Genomic DNA, 18473 nt, shown 5'->3' on the forward strand with positions numbered 1-18473 from the left:
GTCGGCTTGTGCCACCGGCGCCGGTGCTTGTCGTCGGGTGAACTGCTTCAGGGGTGTTAATCCTAGGTGATATCGCATACGATCCTCTGAGCCGACTCCGGCCTCATGGGACGTGAGGTAGCCATGACTGTGCTGGTGAGAACCGCTGATGTCTCTGCCCGAGAGCGTGAGGAGGCCTGGCGCGCGGCCGTCGCCGAGGCTTTCGTCCCACTCGATTTCACCTTCTCCGATCCCGCCACCTTCTGCGGCGAGATCTCCGCCGACCTGCTGGGCAGCGTGGCGGTCTGCCGGGTGACCGCCGGCCCGCACCGCGCGCTGCGCACCGAGCAGCAGATCGCCCGGACCGAGACGCCGTACTACAAGCTGAGCATGCCGTTGCGCGGCTACGTGCTGATCTCCCAGGAGGGCCGACAGGCCTCGCTCCTCCCCGGTGACCTGGCGCTCTACGACACCAGCCGACCGTACGAGGTGTCCTTCGACGACAACTGCCGACTGCTCGTGCTGATGTTCCCGCACCGCGACCTCCGCCTGGGCTACGACGCGGTCAGCCGGCTCACCGCCCGCCAGGTGTCCGGCCGCACCGGGATCGGCGCACTGGTGGCCCCGCTGCTGGTGAATCTGGCCGAGCGGCTGGACGAGATCGGCGGGGCCCAGTCGGCGCGGCTGGCCGACAACGTCATCGACCTGCTCGGCACCCTCTACGCCGACCTGCTCACCGTCCTCGGGCATCGGCCGACCGACCCCCGGCGCACGCTCATGGCCAAGATGCACTGCTTCATCGAGGACCGGCTGGACGACCCGGACCTTGATCCGGAGACGGTCGCGGCGGCCTGTCACATCTCCGTCGGCTATCTGCACAAGCTGTTCCGGGCCGAGGGCACCTCGGTCTCCCGGGTGATCCGGGAGAGGCGGCTGGAGCAGTGCCGCCGCGACCTGGTCGCACCGGCCAGCCGCGACCAGGCGGTGAGTGCCATCGGCGCGCACTGGGGCTTCCTCGACGCGGCCCACTTCAGTCGGATCTTCAAGGCCGCGTACGGGGTGTCGCCCCGCGAATACCGGCTGAGCCGGGACCCGTTCGCGACCGCGGAGGTCACGGCGGCCGCCGCGGCCTTCGGGGGGTGAGCCCGGGGGCGACGGCGTCGTTCAGTCGGCCGTGTTCATCTCGGTGAGCAGCCGGTGCCGGGTCAGTTCAGGGCCGGACAGCTCGGCGGCCACCCGGCCGTGCCGGAACACCAGGACCCGGTGGCAGAGCGAGACCAGCTCGTCGAGATCGGTCGAGCACAGCAGCACCACGGCGTCCTGGCAGGCGCTCCGGATCAGCTCGTGCATCTCGGCCTTGGCGCCGACGTCGACGCCGCGGGTCGGGTCGTCGAGCAGCAGGGTGGACGGTGACGCCTCCAGCCACTTCGCCAGGACCACCTTCTGCTGGTTCCCGCCGGAGAGCAGCCCGGCGGCCTGTTCGACACCGGAGGTGCGGACCGCCAGCCGGGCGACCCGGTCGGCCGCCCGCCGGCGCAGCTCCGACCGGCGCACCACGGCGCCGTCGCGGGCCAGGGCGACCGAGCGCACCTGCGCGATGTTCTGCCAGATCGGCTTGTCCGGCATCAGCCCGAGCCGGCGGTCGCCCGAGACCACGGCCACGCCCCGGCGTACCGCCTGCCGCAGACCGTGCGGCGGAGCCCCGGCCACGGCCTGGCCCGGCAGTCGCAGCGTGGCGGCGGACGGTGAGCGGACCCCGGAGACGACTTCCAGCAGCGTCTGGTGGCCCGCCCCGGCGACCCCGGCCAGCCCCACGATCTCGCCGGCCCGGGCGGTGAGACCGACGCCGTCGAGCACGCCGGGCACCGTGACACCGTGCACCTCCAGGCTTGCGGCTGGATCCGGATCCGGAGCGGAGACGGATACCGCCGCCGGTGCTGGTCCCGGGCCGGGGTCCTGCCGGGCGGCAGCCTCCTCCGCGAGGAGCCGGTCGCCCAGCATGGCCCGGACGATGCCGTCGATGGTGAGGCCGGCCCGGTCGGCTCCGGCCAGCACCACCTCTCCGTCCCGCAGGACGGTGACCCGGTCGCTGAGGTGCATGACCTCTTCGAGGAGGTGCGAGACGAAGACGACCGCCACCTGCCGTCGGCGCAGTACGTCGAGTACGTCGAGCAGGCGCCGGCTGCCGTGGTCGTCGAGGGCGGAGGTCGGCTCGTCGAGGATGAGCACGCGCGGCTCGGTCAGCAGGGCCTTGGCGATCTCGACCAACTGCCGCTGTGCGAGGGTCAGTTCGCCGACGGGGGCGCGCAGCGGGACATCGAGACCGAGCTCGGCGAGGACCGGCCCGGCCTGGGCGGCCATCGCGCGCCGGTCGAACAGCACACCTCGGCGCAACCGCTCCCGCTTGGTGAACAGGTTCGCCAGGACGTCCAGGTCGGGGAACAGGTTCAGTTCCTGGGACACCACGGCGACACCGTGCCGGGCCGCGTCGGAGGTGTCGCGGAACCGCACCTCGTCACCGTCGAGCAGGATCCGGCCGCCGTCCGGCTCGACCGCTCCGGCGAGGATCTTCACCAGCGTGGACTTGCCGGCGCCGTTCTCACCGAGCAGCGCGTGCACGGTGCCCGGCGCCACCGCGAAGTCCGTGGGGCGCAGCGCCACCACCCCGCCGTACGACCGGTGCACGCCGGACGTTTCGAGCACGTTCATGTCGGCGGTCCTCCTGTGAGCTGCGATGTGAGCTGTGAGCTGTGCGTGAGGCCGTGCGGGGCCGGCGCACCGGACCCGCACGGGTGATGTCAGTCGGCCTTGCCCAGCGGGGCCAGCGGCGGGTTGGCCAGCTGCTTGTCGATCTCCTTCTTGAACCAGGCCCTGCGCGACGCAGGGCTCTTCTGACGGGCCAGGATGCTGTCGACGTTGGACTTGTCGACCAGCAGGTTGCCGGAGTTCCACCAGCCCTCGGGCACCGGCTTGCAGGTGCGCTTGGCCTGGATCAGCAGATGCATGGCGATGTAGCCCTTCATCCAGTGCTCCGGTGAGGACAGCGCGAAGATCTTGCCGTCCTTGACCGCCTGCACGGCCTCCGGCGGCAGGTCCGCGGAGCCGGCCAGGTAGCTGCGGCCGGTCTGCTTGCCGATCAGCGGCAGCGACACCCCGTCCTGGCCGCCCACCCCGATGAACGCGGTCGCGTCGGGGTGCGCCTGCACGATGCTCTTCCACGCGTTGAAGTTGTCGGTGGGCGAGGACTTGGAGTCCAGCGGCCCGACGATTTTCGCGTTCGGCAGTTTGGCCTTCAGCACCGACCGGAGCCCGTCGAGCCGCTGCACGAGCAACTGCAGCGACGGGATGTCGTTGCCCAGCACGATCTGGCCGTCGGCCTTCGGGTGCTGCGCCACGTACGCGTCCCCGAGCAGTTCGCCGAGCTTGGTGTTGCTGTTCGCGACGAACGTCTTGACCTTGGTCCCGGGCGGCGGCGCGGCGTCCACGGCGATGACGGGCACGTTGGCGTCCGTGGCCGAGTTGAGCGGCCGGACGAACAGGTCGGGTGTGACCGTCTCGTAGGCCACCCCGTCGGTCGCGGTACGCGCGACGGCCTGGAACAGCGACACCTCCTTGGGTCCGTCGATGCCGGTGGGCGCGGACAGCTGGAGCTTGACGTTGCCGTCGTCGTCGGCGGCCGCCTTGGCGCCCAGCGCCATCTCCTGGAACGGGTTCTGCGTGGTGTCGGCGTAGACGAAGGCCATGTTCAGCTTCTTGGTGGCGGTGCCGCAGCTGCCGCCCGCGGCACCGCTCTGGGACGACCCCGAGTCGCTGCTGCTACAGGCGCTCAGCACCAGCAGCGACGCCATGGACAGCGCGCCGGCGGCCACCGTGCGCCGGCGACGGGTGCCCGCGGCTCTGCTCAACGGTTTCATAGTGACTCCTTCGGAGGGTGGGCAGCGGGCGGAAGACTGCCGCTGGGCTCAGCTGGTGGCCGACTCGGTGGACCGGGGTTCGGCCGACCGGGGTTCGGCGGACCGGGGCTTGGCGGTCCGGCGGGCCGCGCGGCGGCGACGCACGAGGCTGTCGATGCCGACCGCGAGCAGGATCACCAGGCCGGTCGCGAAGGCACTCCAGTTGGCCGGCACGCTGAAGTAGGACAGGCCGGTCGCCACCACGTTGAGGAGGATGGCGCCGACCACCGCGCCGAGCACGGTCGCGCTGCCGCCGCGCAGCGGGGTACCGCCGATGACCGCCGCCGCGATCGCCTGCAACTCGAAGCCGCTGCCGATGTTCGGGTCGCCGGAGGTGAAGAACGCCAGGCCCAGCACCGCCGCGACGCCGACGAGCAGACCGACGAGAACGAGCACCTGCGTGCGGACCCGGGCGATCGAGATGCCGGAGAACTCGGCCGCCTCGGGGTTGGACCCGATGGCCAGCACCCGGTACCCGAACGGGGTGTGGTGCAGCGCCACGCCGACCACCACCGCGACCACCAGCAGCACCAGCACGCTGAACGGGATGCCGAGGACCTTGCCGCCGACGACGGAGAAGAACGAGTTGCCGATGGGGAGGTTGACCACCTGGTTGCCGTCCGTCAGACCGATCGCCAGGCCGCGGAAGACCGACAGGGTGGCCAGCGTGGCGACGATCGTGGGGATCCGCATGGTCGCCACGATCACCGCGTTGACGGCGCCGAGCACACCGCCCAGGGCGATCCCGACGGCCGCCGCGAGCCAGCTGTTGAAACCGGACTGGATGAGCATGGCGACCGAGATCAGGCACAGCCCGAACATCGAACCGACGGACAGGTCGATCTCGCGCATGGACACGAGGTAGGACATGCCGCCCGCGATCAGGCCGACGTACACGGAGGCCTGAAGGGTGTCGAGCAGCTGGTTGCTCTGGAGATACGTCGGGTGCAGCGCGCCGATGGCGAACACGAGCACGAGCGTCGCTCCGATGACGCTGATGGACGGCGCGCGGGCCAGCCGCTGCAGTGTGCGCAGAGGGGAGCCGCTCGGCCGCCGGCTCTGCTCCGGCAGTCGTCGCCCCGGCTCGACGCCGGGCTCCGCCGTACCGCGCTGGGCCATGTCGTCGGTGGTCACGTCCGTCCTCATCTCTCATCCGGCCGGGCAGCCCGAACCGGACGAAAATCCGATGCCAGGTACGACCTGATCCAGTGGCCGGGCCGCTGGGGACCATCAGCCGGGCTGGACCGGCCTCGGTGCTACGAGGCTGCGCCAGGCCGGCCCCCGCCGACTTGTCTGTGGGGCGCCAGGCCTTGTCGGCCAATGCACGAACCGCGGCACCGATCACCGTCCCCGCCACGGCGTACCTAGCGTGGGGCCGTCTCCCCGTGCCCCGCCGGGCCGTTCGCCCCACCAGGAGGACCCATGTCCGCAGTCCCCCCTCACCCGGGCCGCGCCGCTCGTTTCACCGACGCCGTCGCGCTGGTGACCGGCGCGGGTACCGGGATCGGCGCGGCCGTCTGCCGGCGCCTTGCCGCCGAGGGCGCCCGTGTCGTGCTCAGCGGACGGCGCGAAGGGCCGCTGCGGAAGGTCGCCGAGCAACTCGGGGACAGAGCCCTGGTGGTGGCGGGCGACGCGGCCGTCAAGGAGGACATGCGCCGGGTGATCGACTCCGCGCTGGAGGCGTACGGCCGGCTCGACGTGGTGGTGGCCTCCGCGGGCGGTCACCGGCCGGGAGCCGTCGCCGACACCGACGACGACGCGTGGCGTTACAGCATGAGCGCCAACCTGGACAGCGCCTTCGTCACCCTCCGCGAGACGCTGCCGCACCTGATGGCGAGCGGGGGCAACGCGGTGGTGCTGTCCTCGATCGCGGGCCTGTTCGCCGGCCCCGGCGTGGTCGGGTACGTGACGACGAAGCACGCCCTGATCGGACTGGTCCGGTCGATCGCCCGCGACTACGGCCGCCAGGGGGTACGGGTCAACGCGGTGTGCCCCGGCTGGGTGCGCACACCGATGGCCGACGAGCAGATGGACGACCTGGGCGCCCGGTACGGCATCGACCGCGAGGACGCCTATCGGCTGGTGACCAAGGACGTGCCGCTGCGCCGCCCGGCCGAACCCGAGGAGATCGCCGACCTGGTGGCGTTCCTGGCCTCGCGCGAGGCCTCTGTGATGACGGGCGCCGTGGTCGTGGCCGACGGCGGCGCCACCTGTGTGGACCTGCCCACGCTGGCCTTCGCGGACTGAGGAGCTCTCATGCTCAGGGGACGACCCGCCCTCGACCACGACCGCTGAAGAAGGTGCCTGATGACGCATCCACTGGGCAGCACCCCATCGAAGATCATCGCGGTCCATCTGAACTATCCCGGCCGCGCGAAGGAGCGCGGCCGGACACCGGACCATCCCTCCTACTTCCTCAAGCCGCCGTCCTCGCTGGCCGGCACCGGAGAGGCGGTCGTCCGCCCGGACGGCTGCGAACTCATGGGCTTCGAGGGCGAGATAGCCCTCGTCATCGGCACCCGGGCCGCCCGGGTACGCCCCGAGGACGGCTGGTCGTACGTCCGGTGGGTGACGGCGGCGAACGACGCGGGCGTGTACGACCTGCGGTACGCGGACCGCGGCTCCAACCTCCGCTCGAAAGGGGCGGACGGCTTCACCCCGATCGGGCCGCGTCTGCTGGACGCCGCCGAACTCGACCCCGCCGCCCTGCGGTTGCGGACCTGGGTCAACGGCGAGCTCGTGCAGGACGACACCACGGACACACTGCTGTTCCCCTTCGGGCACCTGATCGCGGACCTCTCCCGGCTGGTCACCCTGGAGCCGGGCGATGTGATCCTCACCGGCACCCCCGCGGGGGCGTCGGTCGTCTCGCCGGGTGATGTGGTGGAAGTCGAGGTCACCGGCGGAGAGTCGACGACCGGACGGCTGCGCACTCCGATCACCGACGGCCCCCCGCTCGCCCCCTGGGGGGCGATGCCCAGGGCCGACCGGGCCGAGCGGGAGGCGGCGTACGGGAGCGCGTACGTGCCCGGACCCGTGCTCGACGAAGACCTCGCGGCGGGATTGCGGTCGGTGGCGGTGGCAACGCTGAGCGCGCGGTTGCGGGGGCGCGGTCTGCCGCACATGTCGATCGACGGTGTGCGCCCGGCCGTACCCGGCACCCGCATGGCGGGGGTCGCGCACACGTTGCGCTATCTGCCGCTGCGTGAGGATCTGTTCGAGCGGTACGGCACCGGTATGAACGCCCAGAAGCGGGCGATCGAGGAGCTGCGCCCGGGGCATGTCCTGGTGATGGACGCCCGCAGGGACGCCTCCGCCGGAACTCTGGGCGACATTCTGGCCCTGCGTGCCCAGCGGCGGGGCGCGGCCGGGGTGGTGACCGACGGCGCCGTCCGGGACAGCGCCGCCGTCGCCGGCCTGGGCCTGCCGGTCTACGCCGCGGGCAGTCACCCCTCCGTCCTCGGCCGCCGGCATGTGCCCTGGGACACGGGTGTGCCGGTCGCCTGCGGCGGGGCTCTCGTCCAGCCCGGTGACCTGATCGTGGGCGACGACGACGGTGTGGTCGTCGTACCGCCGGAGCTGGCCGCCGAGTTGGTCGCGGACTGCCGGGAGCAGGAGCGGCAGGAGCGGTTCATCGCCGGGCAGGTCGCCGCGGGCGAGAGCGTCGACGGTCTGTATCCGCTGGGTCCGGCCTGGCGGCAGGCCTATGAGAACTGGTGCAAGGGAGAGGCGAAGTGAAGTTCCGCAGTGATCCGTCGCTCATCCGCGGCTCGATCGCCCCGGTCGTGACCCCGTTCACGGCGGACGGGGCCGTCGACCACGAGAGTCTGGCCGGTCTGATCCGCTTTCAGCTGGAGTCCGGTTCGCATGGTGTCTCGCTCGGCGGATCCACGGGTGAGCCGAGCGCGCAGAGCGTCGCGGAGCGGATCGCGGGGATGCGTACGGCGGTGGAGGTGATCGGGGACCGGGTACCGTTCCTGCCCGGCACGGGTTCGCACAAACTCGACGAGACCCTGGAACTCACCGCCGCCGCGCAGGAGTTGGGGGCGGACGCGGCGTTGGTGATCACGCCGTACTACGCGCGGCCCACACAGGAGGCGCTGTACCGGTGGTACGCGACCGTGGCCCGGGAGTTCCCGGACCTGCCGATCGTCGCCTACAACGTGCCCTCGCGCACGGCCGTGGACATCGCGCCGGAGACGGTCAGGCGACTGTTCACCGACTTCGAGAACTTCGTCGGGGTGAAGGAGACCACGAAGGACTTCGAGCATTTCTCGCGGGTGCTGCACGCCTGCGGACGCTCTCTTCTGGTGTGGTCCGGGATCGAGTTGCTGTGTCTGCCGCTGCTGGCGCTGGGCGGTGCGGGGTTCGTCTCGGCGGTGGCGAATCTGGCGCCGGGCGCGGTGGCGCGGATGTACGAACTGTGGGAGGCGGGAGACGCCGAGAGCATGGACGCGGCCCGTGATCTGCACTACCGGCTGCACCCGCTGGTGGACCTGCTGTTCGTGGAGACCAACCCGGCACCGGTCAAGTGGGTGTTGGCGCAGCAGGGCCGTATCGCCTCCCCGTATGTGCGCCCGCCGCTGATCGTCCAGACGGAGGCGGGACTGCCCCGTGTCCGCGGGCTGCTCGCCGAGGGCGGCGACCTCACCCAGCAGATCGGAGCCTGACCATGACCGTCGAGAACCTGCCCTCGGCCATCCCGCACTGGATCGGCGGCGAGCTGGCCGACGCGGCGGACGGCCGTACGTTCGACGTCGCCGACCCGGTGTCCAATACCGTATACGCGCAGGCCGCGCGTGGTTCGGCGGCCGACGTCGAGAGGGCCGTGACCGCCGCACGGGCCGCTTTCCCGGCCTGGTCGGGTATCTCGAACCGCGAGCGCGCGAGCGTGCTGTACCGGATCGCGGACGCGGTCGAGGCCCGCCACGACCGCCTGGCCGCCTTCGAGACCTACGACACCGGCCTGCCCATCACCCAGGCGAAGGGCCAGGCCCGCCGGGCGGCGGAGAACTTCCGCTACTTCGCGGACGTGATCGTCGCGCTCGGCGAGGAGGCCTTCCGGCAGGGCGAGGAGCAGTTCTCCTACGTCGTGCGCACTCCGGTCGGGGTCGCCGGGCTGATCACGCCGTGGAACACCCCGTTCATGCTGGAGAGCTGGAAGCTGGCCCCGGCCCTCGCCTCCGGCTGCACGCTGGTCCTCAAGCCCGCCGAGTGGACCCCGCTGTCCGCCTCCCTGTGGCCGGAGATCTTCGCGGAGGCAGGCGTGCCCGCGGGCGTGGTCAACATCGTCCACGGCATCGGCGAGGAGGCCGGCCAGGCCCTGGTCGACCACCCTGACGTACCGCTGATCTCCTTCACCGGGTCCACCGACACCGGCCGGCACATCATCCGCTCCTCCGCGCAGCACCTCAAGACGGTGTCGATGGAGCTGGGCGGCAAGTCCCCGGCCGTCGTCTTCGCCGACGCCGACCTGGAAGCCGCCCTGGACTCCGTCGTGTTCGGGGTGTTCTCCCTCAACGGCGAGCGCTGCACCGCCGGTTCACGGGTCCTGGTCGAACGCCCGCTGTACGAGGAGTTCACCCGCCGACTGGCCGAGCGGGCCGCGAACGTCCGTGTCGGGCTGCCCGCGGACCCGGCCACCGAGGTCGGCGCACTCGTCCACCCCGAGCACTACCGACGCGTCCTGAACTACGTCGAGACCGGGCGCAAGGAGGCACGTCTCGTCGCCGGCGGTACCCGCCCCGGCCACCTGAGCGAGGGCAACTACCTCCAGCCGACCGTCTTCGCCGACGTCGAACGCGACGCCCGCATCTTCCAGGAGGAGATCTTCGGCCCCGTCGTCGCCGTCGCCCCCTTCGACACCGAGGCCGAGGCGATCGAGCTGGCCAACGCCACCCAGTTCGGGCTGGCCGCCTACATCTGGACCTCCGACCTCAAACGCGGCCACCGCATCGCCCACGCCGTCGAGTCCGGCATGATCTGGCTCAACTCCCACAACGTCCGCGACCTGCGCACCCCCTTCGGCGGGGTCAAGGCGTCCGGCGTCGGCCGCGAGGGCGGCGCCCACTCCATCGACTTCTACACCGAGTCGAAGATCGTCCACGTCGCGCTCGGCGACGTCCACACGCCCCGCTTCGGAGCCGCTTCATGAGCACCGCGCACCCCGGCGCCCCCGATGTCATCCGCTCCGCCTACGCCCAGCTGGCCGTCACCGATCTCGGCGCGGCCCGCTGGTTCTGGGCCGACATGCTCGGCTTCCACGTCCAGTACGAGGACGAGAGCGCGGGCGTCCTGTGCCTGCGCGGAAGCGACGAACTCACCCACCACTCCCTGGTGTTGAGGCACGGCGCGCAGCCCGCCCTCGACCACATCGCGTACCGCGTCCGCACTCCGGAGGACGTCGACAAGGCGGAGAAGTTCTTCAGCGAGCTGGGGCGGCCGGTCAAGAGGCTGCGCAAGGGCGAGGGCACCCCGGGCGTCGGCGACGCGGTGCGGGTGATCGACCCGCTCGGCTTCCCCGTCGAGTTCTTCCACGACATCGCCCGCGCCGAACGCCTCATCCAGCGCTACGACCTGCGTCACGGCGCCGAGGTCGCCCGCCTGGACCACTTCAACATCTGCACCCCCGACATCCCCGCCGCCTACGCCCACTACACATCCCTCGGCTTCGGCTGCTCGGAGACCATCGAGGGCGACGAGCACGAGCTGTACGCGGCCTGGATGTACCGCAAACAGACCGTCCACGACGTCGCCTTCACCTGCGGCCCCGGACCCCGCCTGCACCACCTCGGCATCGCCACCCACGAGTCCCACCAGATCCTGCGCGCCGCGGACCTGTTCGGCGCGGTGCGCAAAGAGCACCACATCGAACGCGGACCGGGCCGGCACGGCGTCTCCAACGCCTTCTACCTCTATCTCCGCGACCCCGACGGCCACCGCGTCGAGATCTACACCTCCGACTACTACACCGGCGACCCCGACCACGAGACCTACCGCTGGAACGTCTACGACGACCGCCGCCGCGACTTCTGGGGCAACGCCGTCATCGAGTCCTGGTACAAGGAAGCCACCCCCGTCCTCGGCCTCGACGGCGCCCTCCAGCCCGTCACCGACGGCCTGCTCGACGAATCCGCCGTACAGGTCGGCGCCGACGGACTGGGCTGAACCGTCGTATGCCACCCATCACCACGCCCCCCGACGGCACGGCCGGCCGACGGCTCGACTTCTGGCGTGACGTGGTCAGCCGGAGCTTCGTCCCGCTGGAAGCGCTGCCGGGCGACTGCTCCGACTTCCGGGCCGAACTGCGCACCGCCAGGATCGGCGCGGTGCAGGTCTCGGTCGTGACGGCCGAGGCGCACCGGGTGGCCCGGACCCGGCGCCTCATCGGCTCGGACGCCCCCGACGTGGTCAAGGTCAGCCTGCTGCTCGCCGGGCACTGCGTGCTCACCCAGGCGGGCCGTCAGGCCGAGCTGACACCGGGGGAGCTGGCGGTCTACGACACCCGGTACCCGTACGCCCTCGACACCGACCGGCGCTCCCGCAACCTCGTGCTGATGTTCCCGCGGGCCATGCTGCGGCTGCCCGAGCGCGACCTGCGGCGCATGACGGCCACCACCGTGTCCTGCCGGGAGGGAGTGGGCACGCTGGTGCGTCCGTTCCTGAGCGGGCTGGCCCGGCAGGTGGACGAACTGGAGAGCGTCGGCACGTCCCGGCTGGCCGAGAACGTGGTGGACGTCGTCGGCACCCTCCTCGCGGAGCACGCCGGCGCCGTCCCGGACCCGGGCGACGAGGGTCCGGCGCTCCTCACGGACCGCATCCTCGCGTACATGGAACAGCACCTCGCCGACCCGACGTTGGACCCCGACCGGATCGCGGCCGCCCACCACATCTCACGCCGCTACCTGTACAAACTCCTGGCGGAACAGGGACAGACGGTCTCCGGACGACTCCGGGAGCGCCGGCTCGCCCGCTGCCACGGGGACCTCACCGACCCGGCGCTGGCCCATGTGCCCATCAGCGCCATCGGCGGCCGGTGGGGCTTCCCGGACCCGGCCCACTTCAGTCATGTGTTCAAGACGGCGTACGGCATCAGCCCGCGCGAGGCACGCGCGCTCCTGTCCGCGTAGCCGACACCGTCACCGCCCGCCCACGGCACCGCACCGTCCCGTGCACGGCATCGCAACTTCTCCGTGCACCGCGCCACAAGCGGAACCCGCCGCCGCGCCGCACGCTTCCCGCATGGAAGCCGCACGCGATACCTACGACCACATCGTGGTCGGTGCCGGATCCGCCGGCTGCGTCGTCGCACGCAGACTCGTGGACGCCGGCCGCGCAGTCCTGCTGATCGAGGCCGGCGGCCGCGACGTCAACCCGGCCATCCACGATCCCGGCCGCATGTGGGAGTTGTGGAACACCTCCGAGGACTACGCCTACGTCACCGAACCCCAGCAGCACGCCGACGGTACCCGGGTGTTCTGGCCGCGCGGCAGAGTGCTCGGCGGCTCCAGCGCCCTCAACGGCATGATCTACGTCCGCGGCCACCGCTCCGACTACGACGACTGGGCCAAGGTCCACGGGGCCACGGGCTGGTCGTACGACGAGGTCCTCCCGTACTTCAGGCGTTCGGAGGACTTCGAGGACGGGCCCTCCCGCTTCCACGGCACCGGCGGCCCACTGCCGGTCACCCGCAACCACGCGCCCAACCCGGTCTCCGTCGCCTTCGTGACGGCGTGCGAGCAGTACGGCATCCCGCGCAACGACGACTGCAACGCCGAGGACAGCCTCGGCGCGGGCCTGCTGCACCGCACCATCCGCGACGGCAGACGGGTCAGCGCCTGGACGGCCTTCGTCCGGCCGGTGCTCGACAGCCCGCTGCTGACGGTGCTGACCGGCTCCCCGGCCGCCCGAGTGCTCGTCGAGGACGGCCGGGCCCGTGGGGTGGAGGTGCTGTCGGCCGGCCGGGTCACCCCGATGCTCTGTAGCGGCGACGTGATCCTGTCCGGCGGCACCATCGGCTCGGCCCAGCTCCTCCTCCTCAGCGGGATCGGCCCGGCGGACGAACTGCGCGCCCTGGGCGTCGACGTGCTCGCCGACCTTCCCGGGGTGGGCGCCAACCTGCACGACCACGCGCTGACCCCGGTGGTGTGGGAGTCGTCCCGACCGGTGCCGCCGGGCACCGCCAACAAGCTGGAGGCGCAGTACTTCGCGAAGACCGACCCCGCGCTGCCCGCCCCCGACCTCCAGCCGCTGATGTCCCACACACCGCTGCCCGTGGCCGGTGAGGACGTGCCGGAGGAGGGGGGCGGCTACACCGTCCTCGCCGGCACCATCCGCCCGCTGAGCCGCGGCCGCCTCCGCCTGCGCTCCACCGACCCCACCGAGCCCCCCGTCCTCGACCCGCGCTACTACGCGGATCCGTACGACCTGAGGGCCATGGTCACCGCGGTCGAACAGGTCCGGGAGATCGGTGCCCAGCGGGCCCTGGACCGCTGGCGGGGGCGCGAGATCGGCCCCGGTCCCGGGGTCGTCACCCGGGCCGGGATCACGGCCTACATCAAGCGCAACCTGCTCACCTACCACCATCAGGTCGGCACCTGTCGCATGGGCACCGGCCCCGACGCGGTGGTCGACCCGCACCTGCGCGTGCACGGCATGCCGGGGCTGCGGGTCGCCGACGCCTCGGTCATGCCGGCCGTCACCTCCGGCAACACCCACGCACCCACCGTCATGATCGGTGAGCGGTGCGCCGCCTTCGTCCTGGGAGAACCGGCTTGAGCACCCTGAGCACCACCAGCCCCGCGCGCACCCTGTTCATCGCCGGCCAGTGGCGGCCCGCCGCCTCCGGCGCGGAGTTCGACACCCTCGACCCCGCGACGGGCGAGCCGCACGCGCGCTGTTCCGAGGCCGACGGCACCGACGCCGACGCGGCGGTGGCCGCGGCCCGCGCCGCCCTCCACGACCCGCGGTGGGCGGGCCTCACCCCCGCCGGGCGGGCCCGCATCCTCTGGCGGATCGGCGACCTGATCGAGGAACACGCCGAGGAACTCGCCGCCCTGGAGACCCGCGACCAGGGCCAGCCGATCGGTATCGCGAGGGCCGTCAGCGTCGCCGGCGCCGCCGAGCACTTCCGCTACTTCGCCGGATGGGTCACCAAGATCTCCGGCGAGACGGAGCCCGTCTCCGTCCCGGGCGTCTTCCACTACACGCGCCGCGAACCGGTCGGCGTCTGCGCCCTGATCACCCCGTGGAACTTCCCCCTCATGATCGCCTCGTGGAAGCTCGCCCCCGCCCTGGCCTGCGGCAACACCGTAGTCCTCAAGCCGGCCGAACAGACGCCCATGACCACGGTCCGGCTGGCGGAACTCTGCCAGGAGGCCGGCGTCCCCTCCGGAGTCGTCAACCTGCTCACCGGCGGCCCCTCCGCCGGCCGCGCCCTGATCGAGCACCCCGGCGTGGACAAGGTCTCCTTCACCGGCTCCACCGAGGTGGGCCGCGAGATCGTCCGGGCCGGCGCGGACAACTTCAAGCGGGTCTCCCTGGAACTCGGCGGAAAGACCCCCGTCCTGGTCCTGCCCGACGCCGACCTCGACGCGGCCGTCACCGGCGCCCTGCTGGGCGGCCTGCTCAACAGTGGCCAGGTGTGCGCCGCGTACTCCCGCTTCTACGTCCACCGCTCGATCGCCGACGCCTTCGCCGAACGCCTCGCGAAGGCCGTCGAGACCCTCCCCATCGGCGCGGGCAGCGATCCGGCCACCCAACTCGGCCCCCTGGTGACCGCGGAACACCGGAACACCGTCGACACCCTGGTACGCACCGGCATCAAAGAAGGAGCGACGCTCCTCACCGGCGGCGCCCCGGTCCCCGACCGCCCAGGCTTCTTCTACCGCCCGACGGTCTTCACCGACGTCCACGACGACATGCGGATCGCCCGTCAGGAGATCTTCGGCCCGGTCCTCGCGGTCCTCCCCTTCGACGACGAGGCAGACGCCGTCGCCCGCGCCAACGACAGCGAGTACGGCCTCGCCGCGTCCCTCTGGACCCGCGACGTCGCCCGCGCCCACCGCCTGGCCCACGCCATCCGCTCCGGCACCGTCTTCATCAACATGCCCAACCCCCTCGACGCCGCGGCCCCCTGGGGCGGCTTCCGCTCCAGCGGCTGGGGCCGAGAGATGGGCCGGGGCGCGATCGACCTCTACACAGAGGTCAAGAGCGTCTGGACATCCCTCGACTGAACCAGCACGCCGCCGCGAACGCCCGACGCCCACAGGCGCGGGCGGGTCCGGACGGACCCACACTCAACGGACGGGTTCGAAGTCCCGTGCCCCGATGAACTCCGGTCGCCGTACGGGCGCCGCGAACGGCTCGACCGCCTTGTTCTCCACGCTGTTGAACACGATGAAGACGTTGCTGCGCGGGAACGGCGTGATGTTGTCGCCGGAGCCGTGCATGCAGTTGCAGTCGAACCAGGTCGCCGAACCGGCCTTGCCCGTGAAGAGCTTGATGCCGTACTCGTCCGCCATCTTGGTCAGCGCCTCGTCCGACGGCGTGCCCGCGTCCTGCATCTGCAGCGACTTCTTGTAGTTGTCCTCGGGTGTGGCGCCGGCGCAGCCCAGGAACGTCCGGTGCGAGCCCGGCATGATCATGAGCCCGCCGTTGGTGTCGTGGTTCTCGGTCAGCGCGATCGAGACGGACACCGTGCGCATGTTCGGCAGTCCGTCCTCGGCGTGCCAGGTCTCGAAGTCCGAGTGCCAGTAGAAGCCGCTCGCGCCGAAACCGGGCTTGACGTTGATCCGCGACTGGTGGACGTACACGTCCGAGCCGAGGATCTGCCGGGCCCGCCCGACGACCCGCTCGTCGCGCACCAGGTTGGCGAACACCTCGCTGATCCGGTGCACTTCGAAGACGGAGCGGATCTCCTTGGACTTCGGCTCGATGATGGAGCGCTCGTCGGCCCGGATCGCCGGGTCGGTGGTGAGTCGCTCCAACTCCTGTGCGTAGACGGTCACTTCCTCGGGCGCGATGAGCTGGTCGACGGCCAGGAAGCCGTCGCGCTCGAACGACTGGAGGTCGGCGGCCGGGATCGGCCCCGGGGTGTCCGGGGCGCCCCAGACGACGGGGTCCTGGCGGGGGACGGACACCTCGGTGGCGCCGCGGCTGGGATAGAGATCAGTGATGGTGGTCATGTGATGTCACACCTCCTCGGGCTCGGGTTCGGTGAGCAGCGGGTACACACCGTTCTCGTCGTGGTCCTCCCGGCCGGTCACGGGCGGGTTGAACACACAGACGCAGTGGAAATCCTCCTTGACCTTGAGCGTGTGCCGCTCATGGCCGTCGAGGAGGTACATGGTGCCGGGCGTGATGCGGTACGTCCGCCCGGTCTCGCGGTCGGTCAGCTCCGCCTCGCCCTTGGTGCAGACGACGGCCTCGATGTGGTTGGCGTACCACATGTGCGTCTCCGTGCCCGCGTACAGGATCGTCTCGTGCACCGAGAACCCGACCCTCTCCCTGGCCAGGACGATGCGCTTGCTCTCCCAGGTGCCGGACGCGGACTTCACATGCCGGTCGGTGCCTTCGATCTCCTTGAACGAACGGACGATCACAGCGCTGCACTGCTCCTTTGTCTCAGTGGGTTCTCAGGGGGGGGCTGAGCGGGCGTTCTCAGTGGGTTTCGCGGACGGCCCGGGCGACGACGCTGAGGCCCTCGTCCAGCTCGTCGGCGGTGACGGTGAGCGCGGGGAGGAGTTTGACGACCTCGCTCTCCGGGCCCGACGTCTCGATGAGCAGCCCGAGTTCGAAGGCGCGGCGCGCGATCCGCCCCGCCCGCTCCTTGTCGTGGAACTCCATGCCCCACACCAGTCCGCGGCCGCGGTACTCCTTGACGTCGGCGCGGTTCTCCTCGGCGACGGCGGCGAATGCCCGCTCGACCTGCTCGCCGCGCGCCCGGGTCTGCTTCTCCATCACGGACCCGTCCGTCCAGTACGCCTCCAGCGCGGCGGTGGCCGTGACGAAGGCGGGGTTGTTCCCGCGGAAGGTGCCGTTGTGCTCACCCGGCTCCCAGATGTCCAGCTCGGGCTTGAACAGGCAGAGGGACATGGGGAGTCCGTAGCCGCTGATCGACTTGGACACGGTGACGATGTCCGGGGTGATGCCCGCCTCCTCGAAGGAGAAGAAGGCACCGGTCCGCCCGCATCCCATCTGGATGTCGTCGACGATCAGCAGCATGTCCTGCCGCTCGCACAACTCGGCGAGCGCGCGCAGCCATTCGGGCCGGGCGACGTTGATGCCGCCCTCGCCCTGCACGGTCTCCACGATCACGGCGGCCGGCTTGTTGAGCCCCGACCCCTGGTCCTCCAGGAGCCGCTCGAACCACAGGAAGTCGGGGACCGTGCCCTCGAAGTAGTTGTCGAACGGCATCGGCGTGCCGTGCACCAGCGGGATCCCGGCACCGGCCCGCTTGAAGGCGTTGCCGGTGACGGCGAGCGAGCCCAGCGACATGCCGTGGAAGGCGTTGGTGAACGACACGATGGCCTCGCGCCCCTTCACCTTCCGCGCGAGCTTGAGAGCCGACTCCACGGCGTTGGTCCCCGTCGGCCCCGGGAACATGACCTTGTACGGCAGATCCCGCGGCCGTAGCACCAGGTCCTGGAAGGTCTGCAGGAAGGCGCGCTTGGCGGTGGTCGACATGTCGAGCCCGTGCGTGACACCGTCACGCTCCAGGTAGTCGATCAACGCCCGTTTCAGGACGGGGTTGTTGTGGCCGTAGTTGAGCGAGCCGGCACCGGCGAAGAAGTCCAGGTACTCGTGGCCGTCCTCGTCGTACATGCGGCTGCCCTGCGCACGGTCGAAGACGGTGGGCCAGCCGCGGCAGTAGCTGCGCACCTCGGACTCGAGGGTCTCGAAGACGCTGAGGTCGGGCTGGGTGATGGTCACGACGAATCGCTCCTCGTTGCGTGGGGGAGTGCGTGGGGGTCGTCAGAGGGAGGGGGACTCAGGGGGAGGGGGACTCAGAGGGAGAGGGGGCCGATGCGGTACAGGACCTCGGGGTCGTGCGGTCCGTCCGGGAACAGGTCCGCGTCGAAGAGCACCTCGCGCTCCACGTCGGCGCCGTGCCGCTCGGCGAACGATGTGAACAGGCGCTCCGACGCGGTGTTGCCCGGCGTGATGGTGGTCTCCAGGGCGGTGATCCGATGCTCGGCCGAAGACCGGACGACCACATCGTCGAGCAGTGCGGCCGCCAGTCCGCGCCCCCGGTGGGCGTCGTCCACGGCGACCTGCCAGACCAGCAGGGTGCGCGGGCGCTCGGGCCGTACGTAACCGGTGACGAAACCGACGGCCTCCCCGCGCCCGTCCCGGGCCACGACCGAGGTGGTGGCGAAGTCACGACACCACAGCAGATAGCTGTACGACGAGTTCAGGTCGAGCACCTTCGAGTCCCGCGCGATCCGCCACAGCGCGGCGCCGTCCGTCACGGACGGGCGGTCGATGCGCAGTTCTGCTTTCGGTGCTGCTGGGTCTGCTTGTGCGGCAGTCATGCAAATT

16 protein-coding genes are annotated in these 18473 nt (G+C 71.1%); 9 read left to right on the forward strand and 7 right to left on the reverse strand.

Annotated elements, in window-relative coordinates; translation table 11 throughout:
• The first annotated feature begins 123 nt into the window (after nucleotides 1-123).
• A complete protein-coding gene (locus tag ABZT17_RS13305) occupies nucleotides 124-1122 on the forward strand; it encodes a helix-turn-helix domain-containing protein (protein ID WP_356347642.1) in 999 nt (332 codons plus the stop codon).
• Between the two features lie 21 nt (nucleotides 1123-1143).
• Here the strand turns inward: ABZT17_RS13305 and ABZT17_RS13310 are convergent, their stop codons facing one another.
• The 3 genes from ABZT17_RS13310 to ABZT17_RS13320 all read right to left on the reverse strand — a co-directional run bounded on the left by ABZT17_RS13310 (nucleotide 1144) and on the right by ABZT17_RS13320 (nucleotide 5066).
• The gene (locus tag ABZT17_RS13310) at nucleotides 1144-2688 is read right to left on the reverse strand and encodes a sugar ABC transporter ATP-binding protein (RefSeq protein ID WP_356347645.1); all 1545 of its coding nucleotides are present in this window, start codon (nucleotides 2686-2688) and stop codon (nucleotides 1144-1146) included.
• An 89-nt stretch (nucleotides 2689-2777) separates the two neighbouring features.
• Nucleotides 2778-3884, reverse strand: a complete 1107-nt coding sequence (locus ABZT17_RS13315) for a sugar ABC transporter substrate-binding protein (protein WP_356347648.1) — start codon at nucleotides 3882-3884, stop codon at nucleotides 2778-2780.
• A gap of 57 nt (nucleotides 3885-3941) precedes the next feature.
• A complete protein-coding gene (locus ABZT17_RS13320) occupies nucleotides 3942-5066 on the reverse strand; it encodes an ABC transporter permease (protein WP_356347650.1) in 1125 nt (374 codons plus the stop codon).
• 288 nt (nucleotides 5067-5354) lie between these two features.
• Here ABZT17_RS13320 and ABZT17_RS13325 point away from each other — a divergent pair, with 288 nt between their 5' ends.
• The 8 genes from ABZT17_RS13325 (at nucleotide 5355) to ABZT17_RS13360 (ending at nucleotide 15166) form a co-directional block, all read left to right on the forward strand.
• Nucleotides 5355-6179, forward strand: coding sequence for an SDR family NAD(P)-dependent oxidoreductase (locus tag ABZT17_RS13325; protein WP_356347652.1), 825 nt, complete (start codon nucleotides 5355-5357; stop codon nucleotides 6177-6179).
• Nucleotides 6180-6239: 60 nt separating this feature from the next.
• Nucleotides 6240-7670, forward strand: a complete 1431-nt coding sequence (locus ABZT17_RS13330) for a fumarylacetoacetate hydrolase family protein (RefSeq protein ID WP_356347654.1) — start codon at nucleotides 6240-6242, stop codon at nucleotides 7668-7670.
• The gene (gene dapA / locus ABZT17_RS13335) at nucleotides 7667-8602 is read left to right on the forward strand and encodes a 4-hydroxy-tetrahydrodipicolinate synthase (RefSeq protein WP_356347656.1); all 936 of its coding nucleotides are present in this window, start codon (nucleotides 7667-7669) and stop codon (nucleotides 8600-8602) included. The genes ABZT17_RS13330 and dapA overlap by 4 nt, the downstream gene beginning before the upstream one ends.
• A gap of 2 nt (nucleotides 8603-8604) precedes the next feature.
• A complete protein-coding gene (gene hpaE / locus ABZT17_RS13340) occupies nucleotides 8605-10086 on the forward strand; it encodes a 5-carboxymethyl-2-hydroxymuconate semialdehyde dehydrogenase (RefSeq protein ID WP_356347659.1) in 1482 nt (493 codons plus the stop codon).
• The gene (gene hpaD, locus ABZT17_RS13345; RefSeq protein ID WP_356347662.1) at nucleotides 10083-11099 is read left to right on the forward strand and encodes a 3,4-dihydroxyphenylacetate 2,3-dioxygenase; all 1017 of its coding nucleotides are present in this window, start codon (nucleotides 10083-10085) and stop codon (nucleotides 11097-11099) included. The genes hpaE and hpaD overlap by 4 nt, the downstream gene beginning before the upstream one ends.
• A gap of 8 nt (nucleotides 11100-11107) precedes the next feature.
• Nucleotides 11108-12061 (forward strand): helix-turn-helix domain-containing protein, encoded by a 954-nt coding sequence (locus ABZT17_RS13350; protein ID WP_356347664.1) that lies wholly within the window; start codon nucleotides 11108-11110, stop codon nucleotides 12059-12061.
• A 112-nt stretch (nucleotides 12062-12173) separates the two neighbouring features.
• A complete protein-coding gene (locus ABZT17_RS13355; RefSeq protein ID WP_356347667.1) occupies nucleotides 12174-13709 on the forward strand; it encodes a GMC family oxidoreductase N-terminal domain-containing protein in 1536 nt (511 codons plus the stop codon).
• Entirely contained in the window at nucleotides 13706-15166 is a 1461-nt protein-coding gene (locus ABZT17_RS13360) for an aldehyde dehydrogenase family protein (protein ID WP_356347671.1), read from the forward strand. Before ABZT17_RS13355 ends, ABZT17_RS13360 begins: the two co-directional genes overlap by 4 nt.
• Before the next feature lie 63 nt (nucleotides 15167-15229).
• Here the strand turns inward: ABZT17_RS13360 and thpD are convergent, their stop codons facing one another.
• From thpD to ectA, 4 genes are all read right to left on the reverse strand, one after another.
• The gene (thpD, locus tag ABZT17_RS13365; protein ID WP_356347673.1) at nucleotides 15230-16117 is read right to left on the reverse strand and encodes an ectoine hydroxylase; all 888 of its coding nucleotides are present in this window, start codon (nucleotides 16115-16117) and stop codon (nucleotides 15230-15232) included.
• 6 nt (nucleotides 16118-16123) lie between these two features.
• Nucleotides 16124-16534, reverse strand: coding sequence for an ectoine synthase (locus ABZT17_RS13370; protein WP_356347675.1), 411 nt, complete (start codon nucleotides 16532-16534; stop codon nucleotides 16124-16126).
• Between the two features lie 58 nt (nucleotides 16535-16592).
• Nucleotides 16593-17864: a diaminobutyrate--2-oxoglutarate transaminase gene (ectB, locus tag ABZT17_RS13375; protein ID WP_356347678.1), complete on the reverse strand. Its 1272-nt coding sequence runs from the start codon at nucleotides 17862-17864 to the stop codon at nucleotides 16593-16595.
• A gap of 74 nt (nucleotides 17865-17938) precedes the next feature.
• On the reverse strand, nucleotides 17939-18466 hold the full coding sequence (gene ectA, locus ABZT17_RS13380) for a diaminobutyrate acetyltransferase (RefSeq protein WP_356347680.1): 528 nt from the start codon (nucleotides 18464-18466) through the stop codon (nucleotides 17939-17941).
• Nucleotides 18467-18473 lie beyond the last annotated feature (7 nt).

The sequence above is a fragment of the Streptomyces sp. NPDC005648 genome (genome assembly GCF_040605395.1).
Classification (GTDB): domain Bacteria; phylum Actinomycetota; class Actinomycetes; order Streptomycetales; family Streptomycetaceae; genus Streptomyces.

What these genes read in the sequence shown, in the direction of transcription:
- ABZT17_RS13325 (WP_356347652.1), top strand. Translation starts at nt 5,355, where the DNA reads ATGTCCGCAGTCCCCCCTCACCCGGGCCGCGCCGCTCGTTTCACCGAC.
- ABZT17_RS13305 (WP_356347642.1), top strand. Translation starts at nt 124, where the DNA reads ATGACTGTGCTGGTGAGAACCGCTGATGTCTCTGCCCGAGAGCGTGAG.
- hpaD (WP_356347662.1), top strand. Translation starts at nt 10,083, where the DNA reads ATGAGCACCGCGCACCCCGGCGCCCCCGATGTCATCCGCTCCGCCTAC.
- ABZT17_RS13330 (WP_356347654.1), top strand. Translation starts at nt 6,240, where the DNA reads ATGACGCATCCACTGGGCAGCACCCCATCGAAGATCATCGCGGTCCAT.
- ABZT17_RS13310 (WP_356347645.1), bottom strand. Translation starts at nt 2,688, where the DNA reads ATGAACGTGCTCGAAACGTCCGGCGTGCACCGGTCGTACGGCGGGGTG.
- thpD (WP_356347673.1), bottom strand. Translation starts at nt 16,117, where the DNA reads ATGACCACCATCACTGATCTCTATCCCAGCCGCGGCGCCACCGAGGTG.
- hpaE (WP_356347659.1), top strand. Translation starts at nt 8,605, where the DNA reads ATGACCGTCGAGAACCTGCCCTCGGCCATCCCGCACTGGATCGGCGGC.
- ectA (WP_356347680.1), bottom strand. Translation starts at nt 18,466, where the DNA reads ATGACTGCCGCACAAGCAGACCCAGCAGCACCGAAAGCAGAACTGCGC.
- ABZT17_RS13350 (WP_356347664.1), top strand. Translation starts at nt 11,108, where the DNA reads ATGCCACCCATCACCACGCCCCCCGACGGCACGGCCGGCCGACGGCTC.
- ABZT17_RS13355 (WP_356347667.1), top strand. Translation starts at nt 12,174, where the DNA reads ATGGAAGCCGCACGCGATACCTACGACCACATCGTGGTCGGTGCCGGA.